15 protein-coding genes are annotated in these 19,342 nt (G+C 68.5%); 9 read left to right on the plus strand and 6 right to left on the minus strand.

The annotated features are described in order from the left end of the window. Positions 1-41 precede the first annotated feature (41 nt). Positions 42-1,364, plus strand: a complete 1,323-nt coding sequence (locus F0U60_RS44960) for a sensor histidine kinase (RefSeq protein WP_395809605.1) — start codon at positions 42-44, stop codon at positions 1,362-1,364. A gap of 3 nt (positions 1,365-1,367) precedes the next feature. On the opposite strand, the gene maiA is transcribed toward F0U60_RS44960, so the two are convergent. Both maiA and F0U60_RS44970 read right to left on the minus strand, forming a co-directional pair. After that, positions 1,368-2,015 carry a maleylacetoacetate isomerase gene (gene maiA / locus F0U60_RS44965; protein WP_395809607.1) on the minus strand — a complete coding sequence of 216 codons (648 nt, stop codon included), beginning with the start codon at positions 2,013-2,015 and terminating at the stop codon, positions 1,368-1,370. Then, entirely contained in the window at positions 2,012-2,989 is a 978-nt protein-coding gene (locus tag F0U60_RS44970) for a fumarylacetoacetate hydrolase family protein (protein ID WP_395809609.1), read from the minus strand. The genes maiA and F0U60_RS44970 overlap by 4 nt, the downstream gene beginning before the upstream one ends. Before the next feature lie 165 nt (positions 2,990-3,154). Here F0U60_RS44970 and F0U60_RS44975 point away from each other — a divergent pair, with 165 nt between their 5' ends. After that, positions 3,155-3,736, plus strand: a complete 582-nt coding sequence (locus F0U60_RS44975; protein WP_395809611.1) for a TIGR02265 family protein — start codon at positions 3,155-3,157, stop codon at positions 3,734-3,736. Between the two features lie 3 nt (positions 3,737-3,739). Here F0U60_RS44975 and F0U60_RS44980 read toward each other — a convergent pair whose 3' ends face one another. The 4 genes from F0U60_RS44980 to F0U60_RS44995 form a co-directional block, all read right to left on the minus strand. Continuing rightward, entirely contained in the window at positions 3,740-4,783 is a 1,044-nt protein-coding gene (locus tag F0U60_RS44980) for a hypothetical protein (RefSeq protein WP_395809613.1), read from the minus strand. Positions 4,784-5,024: 241 nt separating this feature from the next. Then, a complete protein-coding gene (locus F0U60_RS44985) occupies positions 5,025-7,397 on the minus strand; it encodes an FG-GAP-like repeat-containing protein (protein WP_395809615.1) in 2,373 nt (790 codons plus the stop codon). 174 nt (positions 7,398-7,571) lie between these two features. Next, positions 7,572-8,468 (minus strand): DUF3616 domain-containing protein, encoded by an 897-nt coding sequence (locus F0U60_RS44990; RefSeq protein WP_395809617.1) that lies wholly within the window; start codon positions 8,466-8,468, stop codon positions 7,572-7,574. A gap of 173 nt (positions 8,469-8,641) precedes the next feature. Continuing rightward, the gene (locus F0U60_RS44995) at positions 8,642-11,044 is read right to left on the minus strand and encodes a YfhO family protein (RefSeq protein ID WP_395809619.1); all 2,403 of its coding nucleotides are present in this window, start codon (positions 11,042-11,044) and stop codon (positions 8,642-8,644) included. A 306-nt stretch (positions 11,045-11,350) separates the two neighbouring features. Here F0U60_RS44995 and F0U60_RS45000 point away from each other — a divergent pair, with 306 nt between their 5' ends. The 7 genes from F0U60_RS45000 (at position 11,351) to F0U60_RS45030 (ending at position 19,295) form a co-directional block, all read left to right on the plus strand. Then, on the plus strand, positions 11,351-12,079 hold the full coding sequence (locus tag F0U60_RS45000) for a response regulator transcription factor (protein ID WP_395809621.1): 729 nt from the start codon (positions 11,351-11,353) through the stop codon (positions 12,077-12,079). Continuing rightward, complete coding sequence (locus F0U60_RS45005; RefSeq protein ID WP_395809623.1) at positions 12,076-13,494, plus strand: sensor histidine kinase; 1,419 nt, start codon at positions 12,076-12,078, stop codon at positions 13,492-13,494. Before F0U60_RS45000 ends, F0U60_RS45005 begins: the two co-directional genes overlap by 4 nt. A 46-nt stretch (positions 13,495-13,540) precedes the next feature. Then, on the plus strand, positions 13,541-14,920 hold the full coding sequence (locus F0U60_RS45010) for an efflux RND transporter periplasmic adaptor subunit (protein WP_395809625.1): 1,380 nt from the start codon (positions 13,541-13,543) through the stop codon (positions 14,918-14,920). Positions 14,921-14,938: 18 nt separating this feature from the next. Beyond that, complete coding sequence (locus F0U60_RS45015; protein WP_395809627.1) at positions 14,939-15,685, plus strand: ABC transporter ATP-binding protein; 747 nt, start codon at positions 14,939-14,941, stop codon at positions 15,683-15,685. After that, on the plus strand, positions 15,682-16,914 hold the full coding sequence (locus F0U60_RS45020) for an ABC transporter permease (RefSeq protein ID WP_395809629.1): 1,233 nt from the start codon (positions 15,682-15,684) through the stop codon (positions 16,912-16,914). Before F0U60_RS45015 ends, F0U60_RS45020 begins: the two co-directional genes overlap by 4 nt. After that, on the plus strand, positions 16,914-18,272 hold the full coding sequence (locus tag F0U60_RS45025) for a TolC family protein (protein WP_395809631.1): 1,359 nt from the start codon (positions 16,914-16,916) through the stop codon (positions 18,270-18,272). Before F0U60_RS45020 ends, F0U60_RS45025 begins: the two co-directional genes overlap by 1 nt. Positions 18,273-18,407: 135 nt before the next feature. Further along, positions 18,408-19,295 (plus strand): hypothetical protein, encoded by an 888-nt coding sequence (locus F0U60_RS45030; RefSeq protein ID WP_395809633.1) that lies wholly within the window; start codon positions 18,408-18,410, stop codon positions 19,293-19,295. Positions 19,296-19,342 lie beyond the last annotated feature (47 nt).

A 19,342-nucleotide genomic window follows, 5' to 3' on the forward strand; every position in this document is an offset into this window, starting at 1 on the left:
CCACTCCGGGCTACAGTCCGTTGACATCGGAGCAACGGACCATGGCGACTGCCCGACCCTCAGACGCGGTGAGCGAGGCGGATCCGGAGAAGGTACAAAGCGGCGTCCAGGGCGTCGCGGGCCTGGGAGCGACCGTCGTCAACCTCGCATTGGTTGCCGAGTTCTGGGGTCAGTGGCGCGTGGTCCTCGTCATCGTGGGCGTGGGCGTAGGACTCACCCTGCTCAACCTCCTGTTCTTCGAGTGGCTCCCCAAGAAGCTCAGCCGTGCCACGGTGGAGACGGTGCGGATGGCGGTCAACGGAGCAGGCGTCGCCCTCGTGGGCATCCACACCCAGTGGTCGGCGCTGCTCTGGGTCTTCGTGACCTACAACATGCTCTGGTACTTCGGCCTGGACCGGTGGGTCCGTCCGCGCATGGCCGTCTACCTGGTGGGGCTGGACGCGGTGGCCTTGTCCACCGGAGCCAATCCCATCATGGCCCTGGCGTTTTCCTTGCTCGGCATCTTCGGCTACCTGGTGTCCGAGAAGCGGGTCGCATTGCTGCGCGGAATGTTGGAGCTGGTGCAGCAGAAGCGCGAGGAGCTGGAGAAGGCCCACCAGGAACTCCAGCAGCTGCACCAACGCGCGCTCGAGCAGGAGCGGCTCTCCAGCTTGGGACTCATGGCGGCGAGCGTGGCGCATGAAATCAACAACCCGATGAGCTTCGTGACGGCCAACGTCGACGCGTTGCTCCAGGAGATGCGGGACACGCAGGACCTGCCCGAGCCGATGAAGGAGTTCCGTGACGACGTGCTCCCCGCCACGCTGGACGGCATCAAGCGGGTGAACTCCATCGTGTCGGACCTGCGCCGCTTCTCGCGCGGGGACTACGAGGGCCACACCGCCTACGACTTCGACGCCGAGGTGCGGACGGCGCTGCGCATCGCGCACATCCAGCTCGGCCACGTGAGGGTGGAGCGGGAGCTGAACGAGATAGGAACGGTGTCGGGCCGTCCGCGTCAGCTCGTGCAGGTGTTGGTGAACCTGCTGGTCAACGCGGGACAGGCCACCCCGGCGGGCGGAGTGGTGCGCCTCACCACGCGCCGCGAGGGCGCTCGGGTGCGCGTGGAGGTGCGCGACACCGGCACGGGCATGTCCGAGGAGACGAAGCGGCACCTCTTCGAGCCGTTCTTCACCACCAAGCCGCCCGGGCTGGGCACGGGGCTCGGGCTCTCGGTGGTGCACGGCATCATCAAGTCCCATGGCGGGCGCATCGAGGTGGAGAGCGAGCTGGGCAAGGGCACGTGCTTCATCCTCGACCTGCCGCGTGTGCCCCCCCTGACCGCGGAGACGCCCTCGGGCGGAAACCTGCGCGCGAGCCGCTGACGCTCAGGCCGGCACGGCGTCGGGCTGCCGGTCCGCATGCGCCGCCTGGAAGGCTGGGAGGCTGGCGCAGGCCGCCTCGATGCGGGTGAGCAGCGCGTACGGCCCGAGGTCCACCCCGAAGCGCCGGGCGGCGTAGAGCTGGGGAGTCAGGAAGATGTCCGCGAAGGACACGGAATCCCCAAAGCAATAGGTACCCGCGGTGTCCTGGATGGACGCCTGAAAGGCCGTCAGACCCCGGTCGATCCAGTACGCGCTCCAGGCCTTGTCATCCCCCTTCAGCTCGCCCTTGACGCGCTGAAGCACGGCCAGGTTGTGCAGGGGTTGAATCCCCGAGTTCGCGATCTCCGACACCATCCGGCAGCGGGCCCGGAGATACGGATCCGCCGGCAGCAGGGCGGGCGACGGGTGACGCTCCTCCAGGTACTCGAGGATGGCCATCGACTGCGCCAGGTGGCGCACCTGGCCCGCCTCGGTGAACTCCAGCGTGGGCACGGAGCGCATGGGGTTGATGGCGCGGTAGGCCTCCGAGTGCTGCTCGCCTCCGTCCTTCACCAGGTGCACGGGCACGTACTCGTAGGACAGGCCCTTGAGGTTGAGCCCGATGCGCACGCGCCACGAGGCCGACGAGCGCCAGTAGTTGTAGAGCTTCACGGCTTCACCACCTTCTGGGAGATGCGCCCGAAGAGGCTCTGCCCCTCGGGCCCGAACATTTCGATGTCGATGGTGTCCCCCACCTTCATGAAGGGCGTCTTGGGGGAGCCCGTCTCGATGGTTTCGATCATCCGGCGCTCGGCGAGGCAGGAGATGCCACGGGCGCGGTCCTCGTTGGACACGGTGCCGCTGCCGAGGATGGTGCCGGCGGTGAAGGGGCGCGTCTTGGAGATGTGCTGGATGAGGTCGAGGAAGGAGAAGTGCATCTCCGGGCCGGCGTCCGTGTCACCCACCACCTCGCCGTTGAGCGTGGAGCGCAGGCGCAGGTGCACGCGGCCGTCCTTCCACGCGGGGCCGAGCTCGTCCGGGGTGAGCGCGAAGGGGCTGAAGGAGCTGGAGGGCTTGCCCTGGAAGAAGCCGAAGCCCTTGGCCAGCTCGTTGGGGATGAGGTTGCGCAGGGTGACGTCGTTGCAGAGCATCACCAGCTTCACGTGCTTCTCCGCGTCCTTCGCCTGGGTGCCCATCGGCACGTCCCCGAGGATGACGGCCACCTCGGACTCGAAGTCCATGCCCCAGGCCTCGTCCACCAGGGGGATGTCTTGCGTGGGCGCGAGGAAGGTGCCCGAGCCGCCCTGGTACACGAGCGGATCCGTCTTCAGCGTCGCCGGGGGCTCGGCGTTACGCGCCTTGCGCACGAGGATGACGTGGTTGAGGTAGGCGCTGCCATCCACCCACTCGTAAGCGCGAGGCAGCGGCGAGAGCAATGCCCGGACGTCAACAGGACGGCTCTGCACCCGGCCGGCCTCGAGCTCCTCGGCCAGCGCGCGCAACCGGGGCTCCGACTCTTCCCATTTGTCGAGAGCGCCCTGGAGCGTGAGTGCCACGTTGGTGGCGAACGCATAGGCGGAATTGTCTCGTTTGACGACGATGAGCCTTCCGTCACGGGTTCCGTCATTGAGAGTGGCGAGCTTCATGCGTCGAACTCCAGGCGGCCTGGAAAGATACACATACAAGGAGGCGGGCCAGCGCCTTCGGACCCGGGCTTTTCCGCGCCAGGGCGCGAGGTGTCAAGCGAAGGCTGACGAAGGCCACTGAAGGTTGGACGTCCGTTCCCTACCCGTTAATGTTCGGCCAAACCCATGCCATCCAACAAGACCGAGCTCGCCGCGCGTATCGCAGTCACCCGGCCCAACGACGGAGTGCGGGGCCTCTTCTTCCGGGTGGTGTTCGACATGGTCGAGAAGGTGGGCGGCCCGCAGGCGCTGCGCCAGGTGCGCGTCGGCGCGCTGGCCCGGGACATCAACGACCTGCGCACCTACCCGGCCTCGGACTACCTCACCATGCTCTACAGCGCAGCGGACGCGCTCGAGCACAAGATGGGGCACGAGGACGTCGTCTTCAACGCCTGCGGCAGAGCCTGTGTGCAGAGCTTCTCCAAGGGCCCGGGACAGGTCGTCTTCGGCATCCTCGGCAAGGGGGACCCGCAGCGGCTCTTCGCCCAGACGCGGGTGGCCTTCAGCACCGTGGTGACGTACGGCAAGCGCGAGCACCGTCCCGCTGGCCCCAAGGCGTGCATCATCACCTACCGCGGCGACATGCAGCCCCCCGCCTACCACGTGGGCATCTTCGAGGGGGCCATGGAGGCCCTGGGCTTCAAGGGCACGGTGACGGCGCAGCGCATCGACATCGAGTCGGTGGACTACGAAATCACCTGGGAGTGAGGCTCACTCCAGGCAGGTGAGCGTCAGCTCCATCACGCCCACCAGGCGCTCGCCCACCGCGGCCCAGCAGTAGAAGCGGTGCTCGTTCCCCTCCACCCCGTGGCGGTGGGCGCCGAACGTCACCGACTCTCCGGCGTAGGCGAGGCTCTCCGCGCGCACCTCGCCGCGCGTCACCAGGTACCGCGCCGACGCGTTGCCCACCAGCTGGCGCAGCAGCGTGCCCGCCAGCCCGGACAGGCCGCTCATCACCACCGCCACCGGCAGCACCGGGTGCATGGCGAAGTGGCCCTTGCACAGCTCCGCGCTCACCGGGCCCAGCGTGGCCTTCAGGCACTCCCCATCGCGCACCAGCTCCCTCAGCGGCGGCGGACGGCGGTGGGGATTCTGACGCATGGCGGCGAAGTCGACCGACGTACCCGCCCGGGGCTCGCGCTCCGCCCGGGGCTCGCGACGCATCTCCTGGCGCGCCCCCTGGAAGAGGCGCAGGAAGGCCGGCGCGGACAGCACGTTGTAGTCCACTTCCAACGAGAAGAGCGGCTGGCCCTCGGCGCTCGACAGCAGCGTGTTCGCCGTCGCGGTGCGCCGCTCCTTGAACTCCGCCTTCGCCACGCCTCGCAGCAGCGAGGTCGCCCGGGGCAGCGGCCCCTCGTGGAGCCGCTCCAGCCGCGCGCGCCGCGCCAGGTAGTAGTGCTGCCCGTCCTTGGGGTTCGCCAGCGACGCCGCACACGAGCCGAGGATGGCCAGGTGCCGCCCCACTTCCGCGGCGTTGATGGGCGAGGCTTCCCCCTCCGTCTCCTGCTCCACCGGGACTCCCGCCTCCACCGCCCCGTGCCCCACCACCGTTACCTCGCTCAGCGCGAAGTACGGATCCCTCACGCAGATACGGGCAAACAGCTCCGGCCGGCTCAACACCTCGTGGAGCCGTGCACTCGCCGCCCCAAAGGGCATCCGGTCACCCCAAAGGGTGGCCAGGGCGGGGGTCGCCAGGGCGGAGATTGAAGCGGGGGACTGCGAAACGGTCAGCAACGGCTGGGGGGCGTTACCCATGCTTCTTCCCTCGTGCTTGAGACGCTGGGGGGCGCGGTCTCTTGGGACGCAGAGAGGTGTCGGAATCGACACACGTGGGTATACCCTAACCCATGCTTGCCCCGTCAGGTAGGGGAAAACATTCCCGTCGGGACGAATCTCGTTGGAGGCCGAACACAGGTCAGGAAAACTACCGAATTCACTGCGGATTCCTGACCTGGTGCCCGGCCCCACCCGAGGCCAACGAGCCTGAAACCCGCGCTCAGAGGGAGATGCCGAGGCGCACTCGGATGCCGAAGTCACACGAGGCCGTGTTGCCGGACGTGTCCTTCGCGGTGCAGGTGACGTTCGTCAGTCCCAGCAGGAAGAGCGAGCCCGAGGGGTGCGAGCAGGAGACAGGCACCGGACCGCAGTTGTCCTTGGCCGACACGGCGTACTGCACGGAGAGCCCGAGGCCAGAGCCAATCTTCACATCCACCGCCAGCGGGCAGGTGATGGAGGGCTTCGTGGTGTCCACCACGGTGACGGTGCCCACGCATTGGGCGCTCGCCTCGCCATCCGAGGCCGTCAGTGTGACGGCGTGACGGCCCGGGCCGAAGGACGCATCGGGTGACTGGGAGACGGAGAGCGGCGAGGGCCCGTTGTCCGGGTCATGGCTGCCGTTGTCGACGCTGGCGCGACCCTGGCAGGAGGCATCGGCGCTGACGGTGACGTCACGGCAGAGCGCCACGGGCGGCAGGTTGCTCACGGGGGCCTCGCAGGAGAGCTCCACCGTCGCGGAGTGGGAGTTGTTGTTCTCGAGGCACTCGGTGTCACGGCCCGCGCCCGTGCCGTCGTCGTCCACGATGGCGAGGAGCTGAGCCGTGCCGGAGAAGGCGGACACAGAGACCGTGGCAAGAGCGCTGCCGCCCGCGGGCAGCGCGTCGGGGACGGTGGCCACGCCAAGCAGCGTGCGGCCCGAGGCCGAGTCCACCACGAAGAAGGCCACCTTCACGCCCGCGGCCACCGCGGCCTCTCCCTGGTTGAGCACGCGCGCGCTGAGCGCAACGGAGCCTTCGCCCTCGCATGCGGCGGATAGCGCGGTCACCACCAGGTCCGAGGCCGCATAGGGGCTCTGGCCCCCGCCGAAGTAGGCGGCGACGTTGGCGTGGAAGGTGTTGAGCCTCGAGTCGAGCCAGTTCGTCGCCGGGTGCGCCGGGACCGTACCGTCGTCGTTGATGTTCGTCACCGAGTAGGCGTGCTGGTTCCAGATGCGCCGCGTGCCGGCCCATCGCTCGTTCCGGTCACGGAACACGCGGATGCCGTGGGTGCCGGTACCCGGGGACATATGGTCGTTGGAGACGACCACGAGCTCCGCGGCGGTGTCCCCGTCCACGTCCGCGATGACGGGGTTCTCGTATGTGGTGCTCGAGCTGTTGGGAATCTCCCAGCGCACCGCGCCCGTGGCGGCGTCGTAGATGCGCAGCTTCAGCTCGTCGGCGAAGACGACCTCGAGCTTGCCGTCCGCCTCGAAGTCGAAGGTGGTGGAGCCAGTCCGGCCGGAGCTGTAGTCCTGGATGGGGCTCGACCACTTCACGGAGCCATCAATCCCAAACACCGAGTATGCCCACTCGCCGGGCAGGCCAATCTCCAGCTGGCCGTCACCATCGAAGTCCGCGATGTTGGGCGGACCGCCGTGGCCCCCTGAGGGCACGTCGACGCTCCAGAGCAGCGAGCAGTCATGGTCGAGCAGGCTCACCTTGCCATCGCCCGACACCACGAGCTCCCCAGCCGGGTCCTCATCGAAGTTGGCCACACCCGCGAAGCCGTGGGGAATCTCCGTGTTGGCGCACAACAGGGTGCCGTCGTGCCGGTAGATGGCGCGGTCGTTGACCACCTCCTGAATGCCGTCCTGGTCCATGTCCGCCGCGAAGGAGACAGGGCCGGTGTACAGCGCGCCGCCCATGCCATCGGAGCCCACCCACTTCAGCGCGCCCGTGTTGTCGTAGACGCGGTTGCCGTCGAGGATCTCCACGGACCCGTCACCCTCCAGGTCCGCGAGCGAGGGGCCACCCCACTCGTTGAAGTCATACGGGGCCTCGGCCGAGCGGAACTTGAAGGTGCCGTCGTTCTCGAAGCAGAGGATGCCGCGGCCGTTCTCGGGGATGCCGCAGATCTCCACCTTGCCGTCGCCGTCGATGTCACCCGCGGTGAGGCTCGCAGCGGGCTTCACACGGGCCGATGGGTCCGTCACGGACCACAGCTCGTGCCCGTCGTCTCCGCTAACGGCCCGGAGCACACCGTCCACGCTGTAGTTGGCGCCCGCGAAGGTGCTGAAGACGATGTCCGGGATGCCGTCTCCGCTCACGTCCACCACCACGGGTGTCATCATCACCTGATGGTGCTCGGGCATGACCGGGCTGCCCGTCCACGCCCACTGCAGCTCCGGCTCGAGCGTGCCCGCGAAGGGGGGCCTCACCTCGCAGCGCTGCGAGAGGTTTCCCACCTCCACCTCGGGCGACCGAGGGCCCTCCGGTGCCTCCGTGGTGCCGCAGGCCCCCGCCGTGGACAACACCCCCAGCGCGACGAACAGCCGCCCACTCCGAAACTTCGTCCCTCCCACGACAAGGCCCTGAGCACCGCCTCGTTTCTTCATTCCGCGTCTCCTCCACTCCGCTCGATGCCCTCATGACGGGTGAGGGCTCCTGGCTGGAATTGAGGGGAAGCCCAGGAACTGGATCTCACGAAGAGCACTCCAGTCCCGGAGTCGCGGATGGGTCACACTGGCGTTGGATGTAGGAGAGCACGCCTGAGCAGCGCCCCGGAGCGCTCAGCGCTGTTCCGGCAACCGGAGCCAGACTCCGCGGAACTGCTTCTTCTCCGGCTCCTTGAGCCGCTTGCACTCGACGCCGTCCATCAGGCGGGTTCCATCATCGCTGAGGACGAGGATCTCCTCCTTGTCCTCGAACGTGACGAAGGCCTCGGGGTTCAGGTCGGTGAAGTCAGCGCCCTCCACCGCCGTGGGCTTCTCGGACTTGCCATCCCAGGTGAACAGGCGGGAGGTCCCTCCACTGGAGGTCGCGCCTCCGATGAAGAGGTACTGGCCCCGCCACCAGGAGATGGCGCGAATCCCCAACCCACCGAAGTCCAGCAACCGCGCCGGCCCCAGACGCGCCGGCTTCCCTTGCAGCAGCTCCAGGGGGTTCAGCAGCGTGACGGTGATGGCCTTGCCCTGACGAAGCGGGCTCCGGAAGCCAATCAGGATGGACTTCCCATCCTCCATCGCCGTCATGCCCTCGATGTTGAGCCCTCCCTCTTCCTTCGGCGCAAGCGTGGAGGCCGAGGCGAGATCAAACGCCGCGAGCTGTGGGGCCGCGAGCAGATCCTCGAGCAGCCGCGTGTATGGCTTTCCCTCGAGCCGGGTCGTCCCGTCGGGCTGGGAGCGGGTCGCGAAGAAGCGGAAGCGGCTGGCGTCCACCTTGCCGGAGCTCTTGCGCCCATGGGAGGTCAGCCAGAAGGAGCGCGGAGGAATCTCCGTCGCGGCTTCGATGTCTGTCTCGGGAGGCCGCTTCTTTCCCTCGGGCAGCGCCAGCGACGGGGACATGTCGGTGGTCTTGACCGGACGGCCTCCGACCTTTCCATCGTAGACGCGGATGATGTTGTCCTCGTCATCGGCGACGGTGAACGAAAACCCACCCGACACCACGGCACCCGACGCGTCGCACATCCCCTCGAAAGTCACCACCTTCGAGAGCGAGGCCTGGGAGCTCTGTTTACTTTTGGCAGGAACAGAAGAAGGCCGATCAGCCGGCGAAGCACCCAGGACGGCGGACACCAGAAAAGCGGTCTTGAACATACCGCCGACCATAAACACCTATCTCCCGGATGGCATTGCCAGTGTCAGGAAGCGGTCTGCGGAACCCCAGCGCGCCTTCTCCGGCGCTCCACGAGGACCGCGAGCCCGAGCAACCCCAGGCCACCGAGCGAGATGAGCGCCCCGAGCCGCTGGCCAGGAGCGCGGTAGGTGAAAGAGACCCGGTGGGTACCCGCCGGAACAAGCACGCCCCGCACCGCGACATTCGCCGGCAGGATGGGCGTGGGCTGCCCGTCCAGGGTGGCGCTCCACCCCGTGTACCAGGCGTCGTTGAGCACCAGCACCGTCGGGTGGCGAGCCTCCACGTCGAGCTCCACGGACTCCGGCGCGTAGTGAACGAAGCGCACCTGACCCGGCTCGCCCGCCCCTGGAGGTGCCTCAACACGCGGGGTGTCAGGCGCACACTCGAGCGCGACCTGCCGGCCGGGCTGGAAGGAGCGCGAGTGGATGAGAGCGAGCGCGGAGGCCTCGTCCTTCACGCAGATGGGCGTGGCCAGATAGGCGCGAGGGAGCGCACGAGGATTGCCGAGCAGCACCGCATCCATGACGCGATCCTCGACGAGGACGACGTCGGGATTGCCATGAGCCGCCGCGTACTCCCGCGCGCCCAAGGCGAAGTAGCGCACGTGGAAGAGGCCGGAGAGGCGGCCCAGCCAGACGTTGAGCGAGTCGGCCGAGATGAACACCTCATGGTACCTCCGGGAGTAGGCGGGGAGGTAGGGACGGGCGCTCTCCAGCTTCCAGAGCGCGCTCGTGTTCGGTTCGAGCGCGGAGACGAGACCGATGGCCGTGAGATCGAGCACACCGAGCCCGCGAGGCGCACGTCTGGGAATCAGCTCCTTCAAGGCCCCGAAGACCCGAGGCCGTCCCGCGCTCGTGTCCGACTCACGCCGCAGGATGAAGTCCGCCATGCCAATGGGCTGCTCCAGCACGTCCGTGTACGTCACCTGGTACGTGCTCTCGTTGCCCAAATAGAGGACGGCGAGCTGGAGCGTGAGGACGGCCCACATGCGCAGCGAGAGCCGGAGCACCTCGAGCAGCAACACGCCCATCAACCCGAACGTGCCCGCCGTGAGCAGGGTCGCCTGGAGGAAGTTGCTGTGCAGCACCTCCAGGATCTCGGGGTCGGCGTTCTTCCAGAGGGCGCCAATCACCCCGTTCGAGAAGAACCGCACCTGCCACTCTCCGAGCGCGAGCAGACCGCACACCAGCGCCAGCCCAAAGCCCACCCACGACAGGCGGCGCGCCAGGGCGGGCTCACGCAGGGCAGCCTCCAGCCCCACACCCGCCCCCAGGGCGCACGGGAACAAGACGTATGGGAGCAGCTTCTCCGGATAGCGGAAGGAGTTCCAGAGCGGCATCCACCGGTAGAGCCAGCCATAGAGCGGCAGGTGGAGCGCCAACGCCAACGCCAGCACGAGGCACGCAAGCCCCGTCACCTTCCACGTCAGCGGGTGGCGCCGCCAGCGCCAGAGCGCGCCCCCCAACAGCAGGAGGGCCGGAGCCCCCAGGTGCACCGAGGGCACCCAGAAGTTCCCCAGCCCAGACCGGAACAGCTCGTCCGCCATCCGGGTTGAGGCCGCCGTCCCCGACTCTGGATCAAGGAAGAGCGGCCCGAGCGGGAGCTCGAGCAGCCGCAGGGGATGGAACGAGAACCGGGTCGCCAGTTCGAAGGTGGGCGCGCTGGGGTGGACCTCCTTCAGGATGCCGAGGACCGGGAGGAGCTGCACCGCGGACAGGATCGCCCCGAGCACAATGAGCAGCCCCGCCCAGGGCGCCACCTTCAACGCGCTGGCACGATCCGGGCGCAGCAGCACCAGCACCAGCAGCATGCCGTTGCACAGTGCGAAGCTCTGCGGATCCCCACTGAGGAGCACGAGGCCCAGCGGGAGCGCGGCGGCGGCGGCACGGCTCACGGAGGGCTGACGCAGGAAGCGCTCGGCGCCCCAGAGCGCCCACGGGAACGTGGCAGCCGCCATCAGGTAGAGCAGGTTGTTGCTGAGGCCCACCATGTAGCCGCCCAGCGCGTACGTGAGTCCCGCCAGCAACGCGGCACCTCGCCCCAAACCCCACAGCCGGGCGAACACGTACGTGCCGCCCAGCGCGGCCACATAGGACAACAGGGTGATGACCTTGAGCGCCATCCCCAGCGGCAGCAGCAGGTAGAGCAGGTTGGCCGGGTGGAACGCCCCGGAGATGAGCATGCCCGCGTAGGGCTGCCCCAGCCCGTCGTAGGGATACCACTCCGGAAACTGAAGCTGGGACACGCGCTCGGCCCAGTACTTCTTCAGGGGGTAGTAGACCCGGAGGATGTCGCGCGCGATGAAGACCTCGTCGGAGAAGACCGCCCGGTGGAAGTAGAGCAGCGGCAGCACGACGATGGCGGCCACCACCGAGAGAGAGGTCCTGGCCTGCTGGGAGAGGGGCATTCGCGTCACTCGGAGGGGGCACGCGCATTAACCTCTACCCGCTCATGCTGGGCAACCCGGTTTTCCCGGGCGCATGACGGCGCTTCGGGGGCTCGCTCGGGAGCCTCCCCCTCGCGCTGAAATATTTCTTCATACGTTCGAAGTGCGCCGTAAACATCCGGTGGGCACCTTCCACGGTGCGACTCGGGGGTAAGCGTCCGGTCACCCACACCTGGGGTGCCGAGACATCCCCCTCTACTTGCCCCCGGGTCGTATCTTCATCACGGCGAGCCCAGGGATGAGGGCCCGGTTGGAGGAGATGAACACATGGACCAGACGACCCACCCCACCACGGAAGAAGGCACCATTCAGGTCCTGCTGGTGGAGGACGACGAGCGCTTGGCCCGTCTCACCAGCCGCTACCTCCAGGAGCACGGAATCCTCGTCACCGTCGCCCGCACCGGCCCGGAGGGGCTGGCGGAGGCGAGCCGCCATGCCTATGACGTCCTCCTCCTGGACCTCATGCTGCCTGGACGGGATGGGATGGAGGTGTGCCGCGAGCTGCGCACGCGCAGTGACGTCCCCATCATCATGGTGACGGCGCGCGGCGAGGAGGCTGACCGAGTGCTCGGCCTGGAGTCGGGCGCGGACGACTACCTCGCCAAGCCCTACTCCTCGCGCGAGCTGCTCGCGCGCATCCGCGCCCATGTCCGCCGGGCTCGCGGTCGCTCCGGCCCGTCTTCCCAGCCCATCCAGGTCGGCAAGCTGTCGCTGGACCCTCGCAGCCTCAGCGCTACGCTCGATGGCAAGTCGCTGCCACTGACCTCCTACGAGTTCGGGCTGCTGCGAGTGCTCGCCGAGCGGGCCGGGCGTGTGCTCAGCCGCGAGCAGCTCCTGGACCTGGTGAAGGGCAACGCGGAGGAGGTCTTCGACCGCTCCGTGGACGTGCACATCTTCCGCATCCGCCAGAAGATCGAAGAGGATCCCCGCAACCCGAAGCTGCTCAAGACGGTACGTGGGGCGGGCTACATGCTCGCCACGGGTGACGAAGCATGAAGGCCCGGCGCTTTCGGATCCCCGGCCGCCTGCTGCTGCGCATCTACCTGGTGGGCCTCGCGCAGCTGCTGCTCATCGCCTTCGCGTTCAACGTGGTCCGCCGGTATGCCATGGAGGAGGGACACCGGCCACGCTTCTATGAGCGGAACGCGAGCTACCTCGTCTCCGAATGGGCCCGCTTCCGGGACCAGCCGGAGGCGCTGCAGGAAGCCTTGGACCGAGCGGGCCAGCAGCTCCGGATACGGGTGACGATGCGCGCCGTCGATGGCCGGCTCCTCGCCGCCAGTGCCTCACCGCCCATGGCGCCCCTCTCCGCCGAGGAGCTCCGCCAGCTCGAGACGGAGCGCATCGTGCACAGCCCCGAGCCGCATCACATCTCGACGGTGGCCATTCCAGCAAAGGGTCCGCTCGAGGCCTACGCCATGATGGAGCATCCCGCGCCCCCCGGACTGCCCCCGGACCTCTGGGTGATTCTCGCCGTGACCCTCGGGTGCACGGCCATCACCTCGATCGTCTTCGCCCGCTCCCTGGCCTTGCCCCTTCAAAAGCTGGCCTCGGCCGCGCGGGCCTTTGGCGCAGGGAAGCTGAGCACACGCACGGGCGTGCGCCGGCGCGATGAGCTGGGACAGGTCGCCGAGGCCTTCGACGAGATGGCCGAGCGCATCACCCACCTGCTGCACTCCCAGAAGGAGCTGCTCGCCAATGTTTCGCATGAGCTCCGCACTCCCCTGGCCCGCATCCGGGTGGCCCTGGACCTTGCCAATGAGGGGAGCGCCGAGCTGGCGCGAGAATCCCTGGGGGACATCGCCGAGGATCTCACCGAGCTGGAGCGGCTGGTGTCGGACGTGCTCACCGCGGCCCGGTTGGACCTCGCCACGGACCAGACTCCCGACGCCACGCCGCCGCTGCGCCGCGAGCTCGTGGAGGCCTCATCCCTGGTGGACAAGGCCGCCGCCCGCTTCCGCTCCGCCCGGCCAGAACACCGGCTGGAGGTGAGCGTGGAGGGCACCCTGCCCCTCCTGGAAGCGGACCCGGTGCTGCTGCGACGCGCGCTCGACAACCTGCTCGACAACGCGGGCAAATACTCCGAACCCCAGACGACGGTGCGCCTGCTCGCCCGCCCGTTGGAACACGGTCTCCAGGTCGAGGTACGTGACGAGGGCATCGGCATCGACGCCGCCGACATGCCCCACCTCTTCACTCCCTTCTTCCGCAGCGATCGTAGCCGGGCGCGGAAGACGGGCGGAGTGGGCCTGGGGCTCGTCCTCGCACGCCGCATCGTCGTCGCCCACGGTGGCACGCTCACGCTGGAGAGCCAGCCGGGCCAGGGAACGACCGCTCGCGTCATTCTCCCGGCTGCACCCGGCTTGGAGCAGGCGGCCGGCCAGACAGACCTGGCCCGTCATATTTCGTAACAACCGCGAGATTCACCGAAACATCGCGACACATAGATCTCGGTCCATGAGGTCAACGACCGAGTCACCGCGAAGCGAAGAGACGTCCCGTTCCATCAAGCCCGCGCCCGCGCTGGAGGTACCCGCACAGCGTCGGCGCCTGCCCGCGAAATGGCCCCTGGGGTTGCTGGCCATCGCCGTGGTGGTCGCCGCAGGCGTGTGGCTGTTGAAGCCCAAGGCGAAGGATCCCGCGGCCAACTTCGAGACGGCGGCGGTGCAGCGGCGTGACGTCGAGTCGCGCGTGACGGCGACGGGCACCGTGTCCGCGCTGGTGACGGTGGAGGTGGGCAGCCAGGTCTCCGGCCGCATCCAGGAGATCCTCGTCGACTACAATTCGCCGGTGAAGAAGGGGCAGGTGATTGCCCGCCTCGACCCGCAGCTGCTCCAGGCCGCGGTGGAGCGTGCCCGGGCCAACCAGCTGTCCGCGAAGGCCAACCTGCAGAAGGCGCGCGTGGAGGCGGAGAACTCCCGCCGTCAGGCCGAGCGCTCCCGGACGCTGCGCGAGCAGCAGTTCATTGCCCAGTCGGAGCTGGACACCGCGGAGGCCACGGCCCAGTCGGCCCAGGCCCAGGTGACCTCGGCCGAAGCCGCGCTGGCGCAGGCCCAGGCGGCGCTCAACGAAGCGGAGGTGAACCTGCGCTACGCCACCATCGTGTCGCCCACGGACGGCGTCGTCATCTCACGCAGCGTGGACGTGGGCCAGACGGTGGCGGCCTCGCTGCAGGCCCCCGTCCTGTTCACCATCGCCGAGGACCTGCGGAAGATGCAGGTGGACACCAGCGTCGCCGAGTCCGACGTGGGCCGGCTGGAGGACGGCATGCGCGCCACCTTCACCGTGGATGCCTGGCCCGGCGTGCCCTTCGAGGGCACCATCCGGCAGATCCGCAACGAATCCCAGACGGTGCAGAACGTCGTCACCTATGACGCCGTCATCGACGTGGCCAACCCGGAGCTGAAGCTCAAGCCGGGCATGACGGCCAACGTCACCTTCATCACCGCGCACCGGGAGAACGTGCTCACCGTGCCCAACGCGGCGCTGCGCTTCCGGCCGCCCGCGCCTCCTGAGGGGGCTGGGCCGCGCACCGGAGGAGCCGGGTCCCAGGGACCTGGTGTGGGTGGTGCGGGAGCCCCGGAGTCGGCGCAGAAGCCCGCGCCCGGGACCAAGACGGTGTTCGTCCTGCGTGACGGGCGGCCCAGGCCCGTGCACGTGAAGCCCGGAGTGTCGGACGGCACGTACACGGAGGTGGAGGGCGAGCTGCGCGAGGGAGACCAGGTCATCACCGCCCTGGCTGCGGGTGCACAGGCTCCGCAGGGCGCCAGCTCCGGCGCGAGGACGGGAATGGGTGGAGGCAGGGGTGGCGGGTTCCGTCCCCCGGGGCCCTTCTAGGCGAGAGCGAGGCGCGACATGAACGAGAACCCTGAACAGACGCCGCTCATCGCACTGCGGAGCGTGAGCAAAATCTATCGGTCGGGAGACGTGGAAGTCGCGGCCCTGCGGAGCGTGGACTTCACCGTGGAGCACGGCGACTTCGTGGCCATCATGGGCTCGAGCGGCTCGGGCAAGTCCACGCTGATGAACATCCTCGGCTGCCTGGACCGACCCACCTCGGGCCAGTACCTGCTGGAGGGCCAGGACGTGTCACGCCTGGACCGCAACGACCTGGCCATCGTGCGCAACCGCACCCTGGGCTTCGTCTTCCAGAGCTTCAACCTGCTGGCGCGCACCAGCGCCCTGGAGAACGTGGAGCTGCCCATGCTCTACGCAGGGCTCCCCGCGCGCGAGCGGAGGCAGCGAGCCCGCGAGGCGCTCGAGCGGGTGGGCCTGGGCGCGCGCCTGGACCACCACCCGCGTCAGCTCTCCGGTGGACAGCAGCAGCGCGTGGCCATCGCCCGAGCGCTGGTGAGCCGGCCGCGCGTCATCCTCGCGGACGAGCCCACGGGCAACCTGGATTCGCGCACCAGCGTGGAGGTGATGGCGCTCTTCCAGGAGCTGCGCCGCGAGGGCATCACGCTCGTGCTGGTGACGCACGAGCCAGACATCGCCGGGTATGCCGGGCGAGTGGTGGTGGTGAAGGACGGGCGAATCCTCTCGGACCGGCGCCAGCAGCCGGTCCCCGCGGAAGTGCCCCCGCTCGAGGAGGCCGCATCATGAACGTGCTGGAAACCATGACTCTCGCGGTGCGCTCGCTGCTGCGCAGCAAGATGCGCTCGTTCCTCACCGCGCTGGGCATCATCATCGGCGTGGGGGCCGTCATCGCCATGGTGGCCATCGGCGATGGGGCACGCGCCAACGTGCAGAAGGTGTTCGACGCCATGGGCACCAACCTGCTCATCGTCCTGCCTGGCTCCAGCAACTCGGGAGGCGCGCGGGGCGGCGCTGGCACCCAGCCCACCATCACCTGGGACGACCTGGAGGCCATCCGCACACAACTGCCGAGCGTGCGCGCCGCCGCTCCGGAGATGCGTACGAGCACCCAGGTGTTCTCCGAGGACCAGAACTGGACGACGAGCGTGACGGGCACCACGCCCGACTTCTTTGAAGTGCGCGGCTGGACCATCGCGAAGGGCAGGCGCTTCACCGACGCGGACGTGGAGGCGGGAGCCAAGGTGGCCGTCATCGGGCAGACCGTGGTGGAGAAGCTCTACGGCTCGGGCTTCGACCCGGTGGGACAGGTCATCCGCATCAAGAAGACGCCCTTCACCATCATCGGGATGACAGCACGCAAGGGACAGTCTCCCATGGGGCAGGACTACGACGACAGCATCCTCGTCCCCGCCACCAGCTTCCAACGTCAGCTCCAGTCCCAGAGCCTGGGCAAGTACCTCAGCGGCACCATGTACGTGCAGGCCGACGCCACCGCCGGCACCGCGAAGGCCCAGCAGGACGTCACCGCGCTCCTGCGCGAGCGGCACCGCCTGTCCGATGAGGAGGCCAACGACTTCGACGTCCGGGACCTGTCCGAGATAGCCAACAGCCGGCAGCAGAGCACCGAGACGCTGAGCCTGCTGCTGGCCTCCATCGCCGCCGTGTCCCTGGTGGTGGGCGGTATCGGCATCATGAACATCATGCTGGTGAGCGTCACCGAGCGGACCCGTGAGATCGGCGTACGCGTGGCGGTGGGCGCGCGGCCCCGAGACATCCTCGCCCAGTTCCTCATCGAGGCGCTGACGCTGGCGCTGCTCGGTGGACTCATCGGCACGGCGCTGGGCGTGGGGGTGGCCCAGCTCCTCGCGTCCCAATTCCAATGGCCGCTGCAGCTGCGGCCGGATGTCATCTTCATCGCGCTCGGCTTCAGCGCGCTGGTGGGTGTGGGCTTCGGCCTCTACCCGGCGCGCAAGGCAAGCCAGCTCGATCCCATCGACGCCTTGAGGTACGAGTAATGCGAACGCTCTTCCCGATTGCCACCCTGCTCCTCGCCGCCACGCCCGTGTGGGCGCAGCAGGCCCCTCAGGCTCAGGTGCAGCAGGCCCAAGCACCGCAGGCCTCGCAACAGCAGCAGCGCGTCCTCACCCTGGAGGAAGCACTACGCACCGCCCAGGAGCGGCAGCCGCAGCTGCGCCAGGCCCAGGCCAACACCACCGCGGCCAACGCCCGCGTGGACCAGAGCTTCTCCTCGCTGTTGCCCCAGGTGAACGCCAACGCCTCGTACAGCCGCTCCCTCCGGGATGGCGGTACCGGCCAGAACACGACGGACCCCACCGGCATCATCACTCGCCAGGGACTCAACCTGGGCGCCTCCGTCAACCAGCTCATCTGGGACTTCGGCCGCACCACCGGCCGGTGGCGTGCCTCCCAGCAATCCGCCGAGGCCCAGAAGGCCAACGAGTCCCAGACGTTGCTGGACGTGCTGGCCAACGTGCAGACCGCCTACTTCAACGTCCTGGCGCAGCAGGCGCTGGTGCAGGTGGCCCAGGAGACGTTGGAGAACGAGAAGGCCCACCTGGCGCAGGTGCAGGCCCAGGTGCAGGTGGGCACCCGGCCGGAGATCGACCTGTTGCAGCAGCGCACGGCGGTGGCCAATGCCCAGGTGCAGCTCATCCAGGCGCAGAACAACGCCGCCACCAGCAAGGCCCAGCTCAACCAGGCCATGGGCGTGGAGGGCTCCACCCAATACACCGTCCGCGAGGAGGTGGTGGGCCAGGTGGAGGGCGAGAACCAGACCGTCGACGCGCTGGTGGACGTCGCCTTCCAGAGCCGGCCGGACCTGACCGCCACCGAGCACCAGCTGCGCGCCCAGGAGCTGACCATCTCCGCCACGCGCGCCAACTACTGGCCGAGCTTCTCCGCCTCGGTGTCGGCGACAGAGTCGGGCCCGAACCCATCCAACCTGGATTGGGGCCTGACCGGACAGGTGGGACTGAGCTGGCCCATCTTCCAGGGTGGCATCACGCGCGCCCAGGTGCGCGAGCAGCAAGCCAACCTGAGCAACGTTCAGGCCCAACGTGACGCATTGCGCCAGCAGGTGCGACTGGAAGTGGAGCGCGCGCAACTCTCCGTGACGGCCGCGCGCGAAAGCCTGGCCGCCGCGGAGGAGGCGCTGACCAATGCCCGCGAGCGGTTGCGTCTGGCCGAGGGCCGTTACCGCGCCGGCGTGGGCAACATCATCGAGCTGTCCGACGCGCAGCTCTCCGCCACCAGTGCGGCCGTCCAGCGCGTGCAGGCCTCGTACAACCTGGCCACCGCGCGCACGGAGCTGGCGCGCGCGCTCGGGCGTCAGGTCACCACCCCCAACGCGTGAACGGGTGGGGGGTGGGGCCTTCTGTCTGGTTTTGACAGGCCCCTCTCCTCAGCTCGGGAAGTCTTGGTGCTAGGGTATGTGCACGCCCGCTCGCCCTCCGAGCGGGCGTGACTCCCCTCCCCCCAGGAACGCCCCATGAGCACACCCGTCCGAACGGCCGTCCTCGCCGCGGCAGCAGCCACCTTCCTCGCGGCCCCCGAGGCCTCAGCCACGAATTACACGCTGTGGATCCACGGCAAGAATGGCGGCGGCACCCAGGCCGGCAACTACGCTGACTTCTCCAACTGGGGCCCGAGCACCGCCTCGGCCGGTGTGAACAAGAAGGCCGTCAACTGGAACGGCTCGCAGCGCATCTCCGTCGAGAACTACCGCATCCGTGACGCGCTCGACTGCTTCTGCACGGGCACCAACTGGTGCTACATCGCCGTGCACAGCGCGGGTGACTTGCAGATTGGCTACGCGCTGTCCCTGTACGGCGGCTCCGCGCGCTACAAGAAGAACGCCATTCCCAACGCGTCGGGCGTGTGCGGCAACACGGATGGCACCACGCAGGTGGGCTGGAACATCAAGTGGGTGGACGTGGCCTCGGGCGCCGGTGGCGGGAGCGAGCTGGCCGACCACGGTGACTGGGCGGTGAGCGACCCCATCGTCAGCGACCTGGTCACCTCCACCGCGCGCGCCATGTACAACCACAACACCACGCGCTCGGTCTGGTTCTACATGTTCGCCGGAGCCAAGGGCACGGCCTACTCGGGCATCCTCTCGGGCCAGGATGACGAGGCCGTGGCCTACCACTCCACCGGCGGCGTCTCCGCCAAGGGCGGCTTCTGCAACCCGGGCGACTGGTTCTGCGACGGCACGCTGAACACGGGCACCGCGGCCACCAGCAACGGCAAGGCCAAGTGGTCCTACCACTCGGTAAAGTTCCGCGATGATGGTGAGGACTACAGCCACTCCGGCAACGGCAACTGGGAAGGCATCGTTGGTAAGGTGCGCGCGGACGTCGCCATCAACGCCTACTGAGCCGCCGTTCCAGAACCCCATGGGCACCCTCGTTACGGGGGTGCCCC

It is taken from the genome of Archangium minus (assembly GCF_044360475.1).
Lineage (GTDB): Bacteria > Myxococcota > Myxococcia > Myxococcales > Myxococcaceae > Archangium > Archangium minus.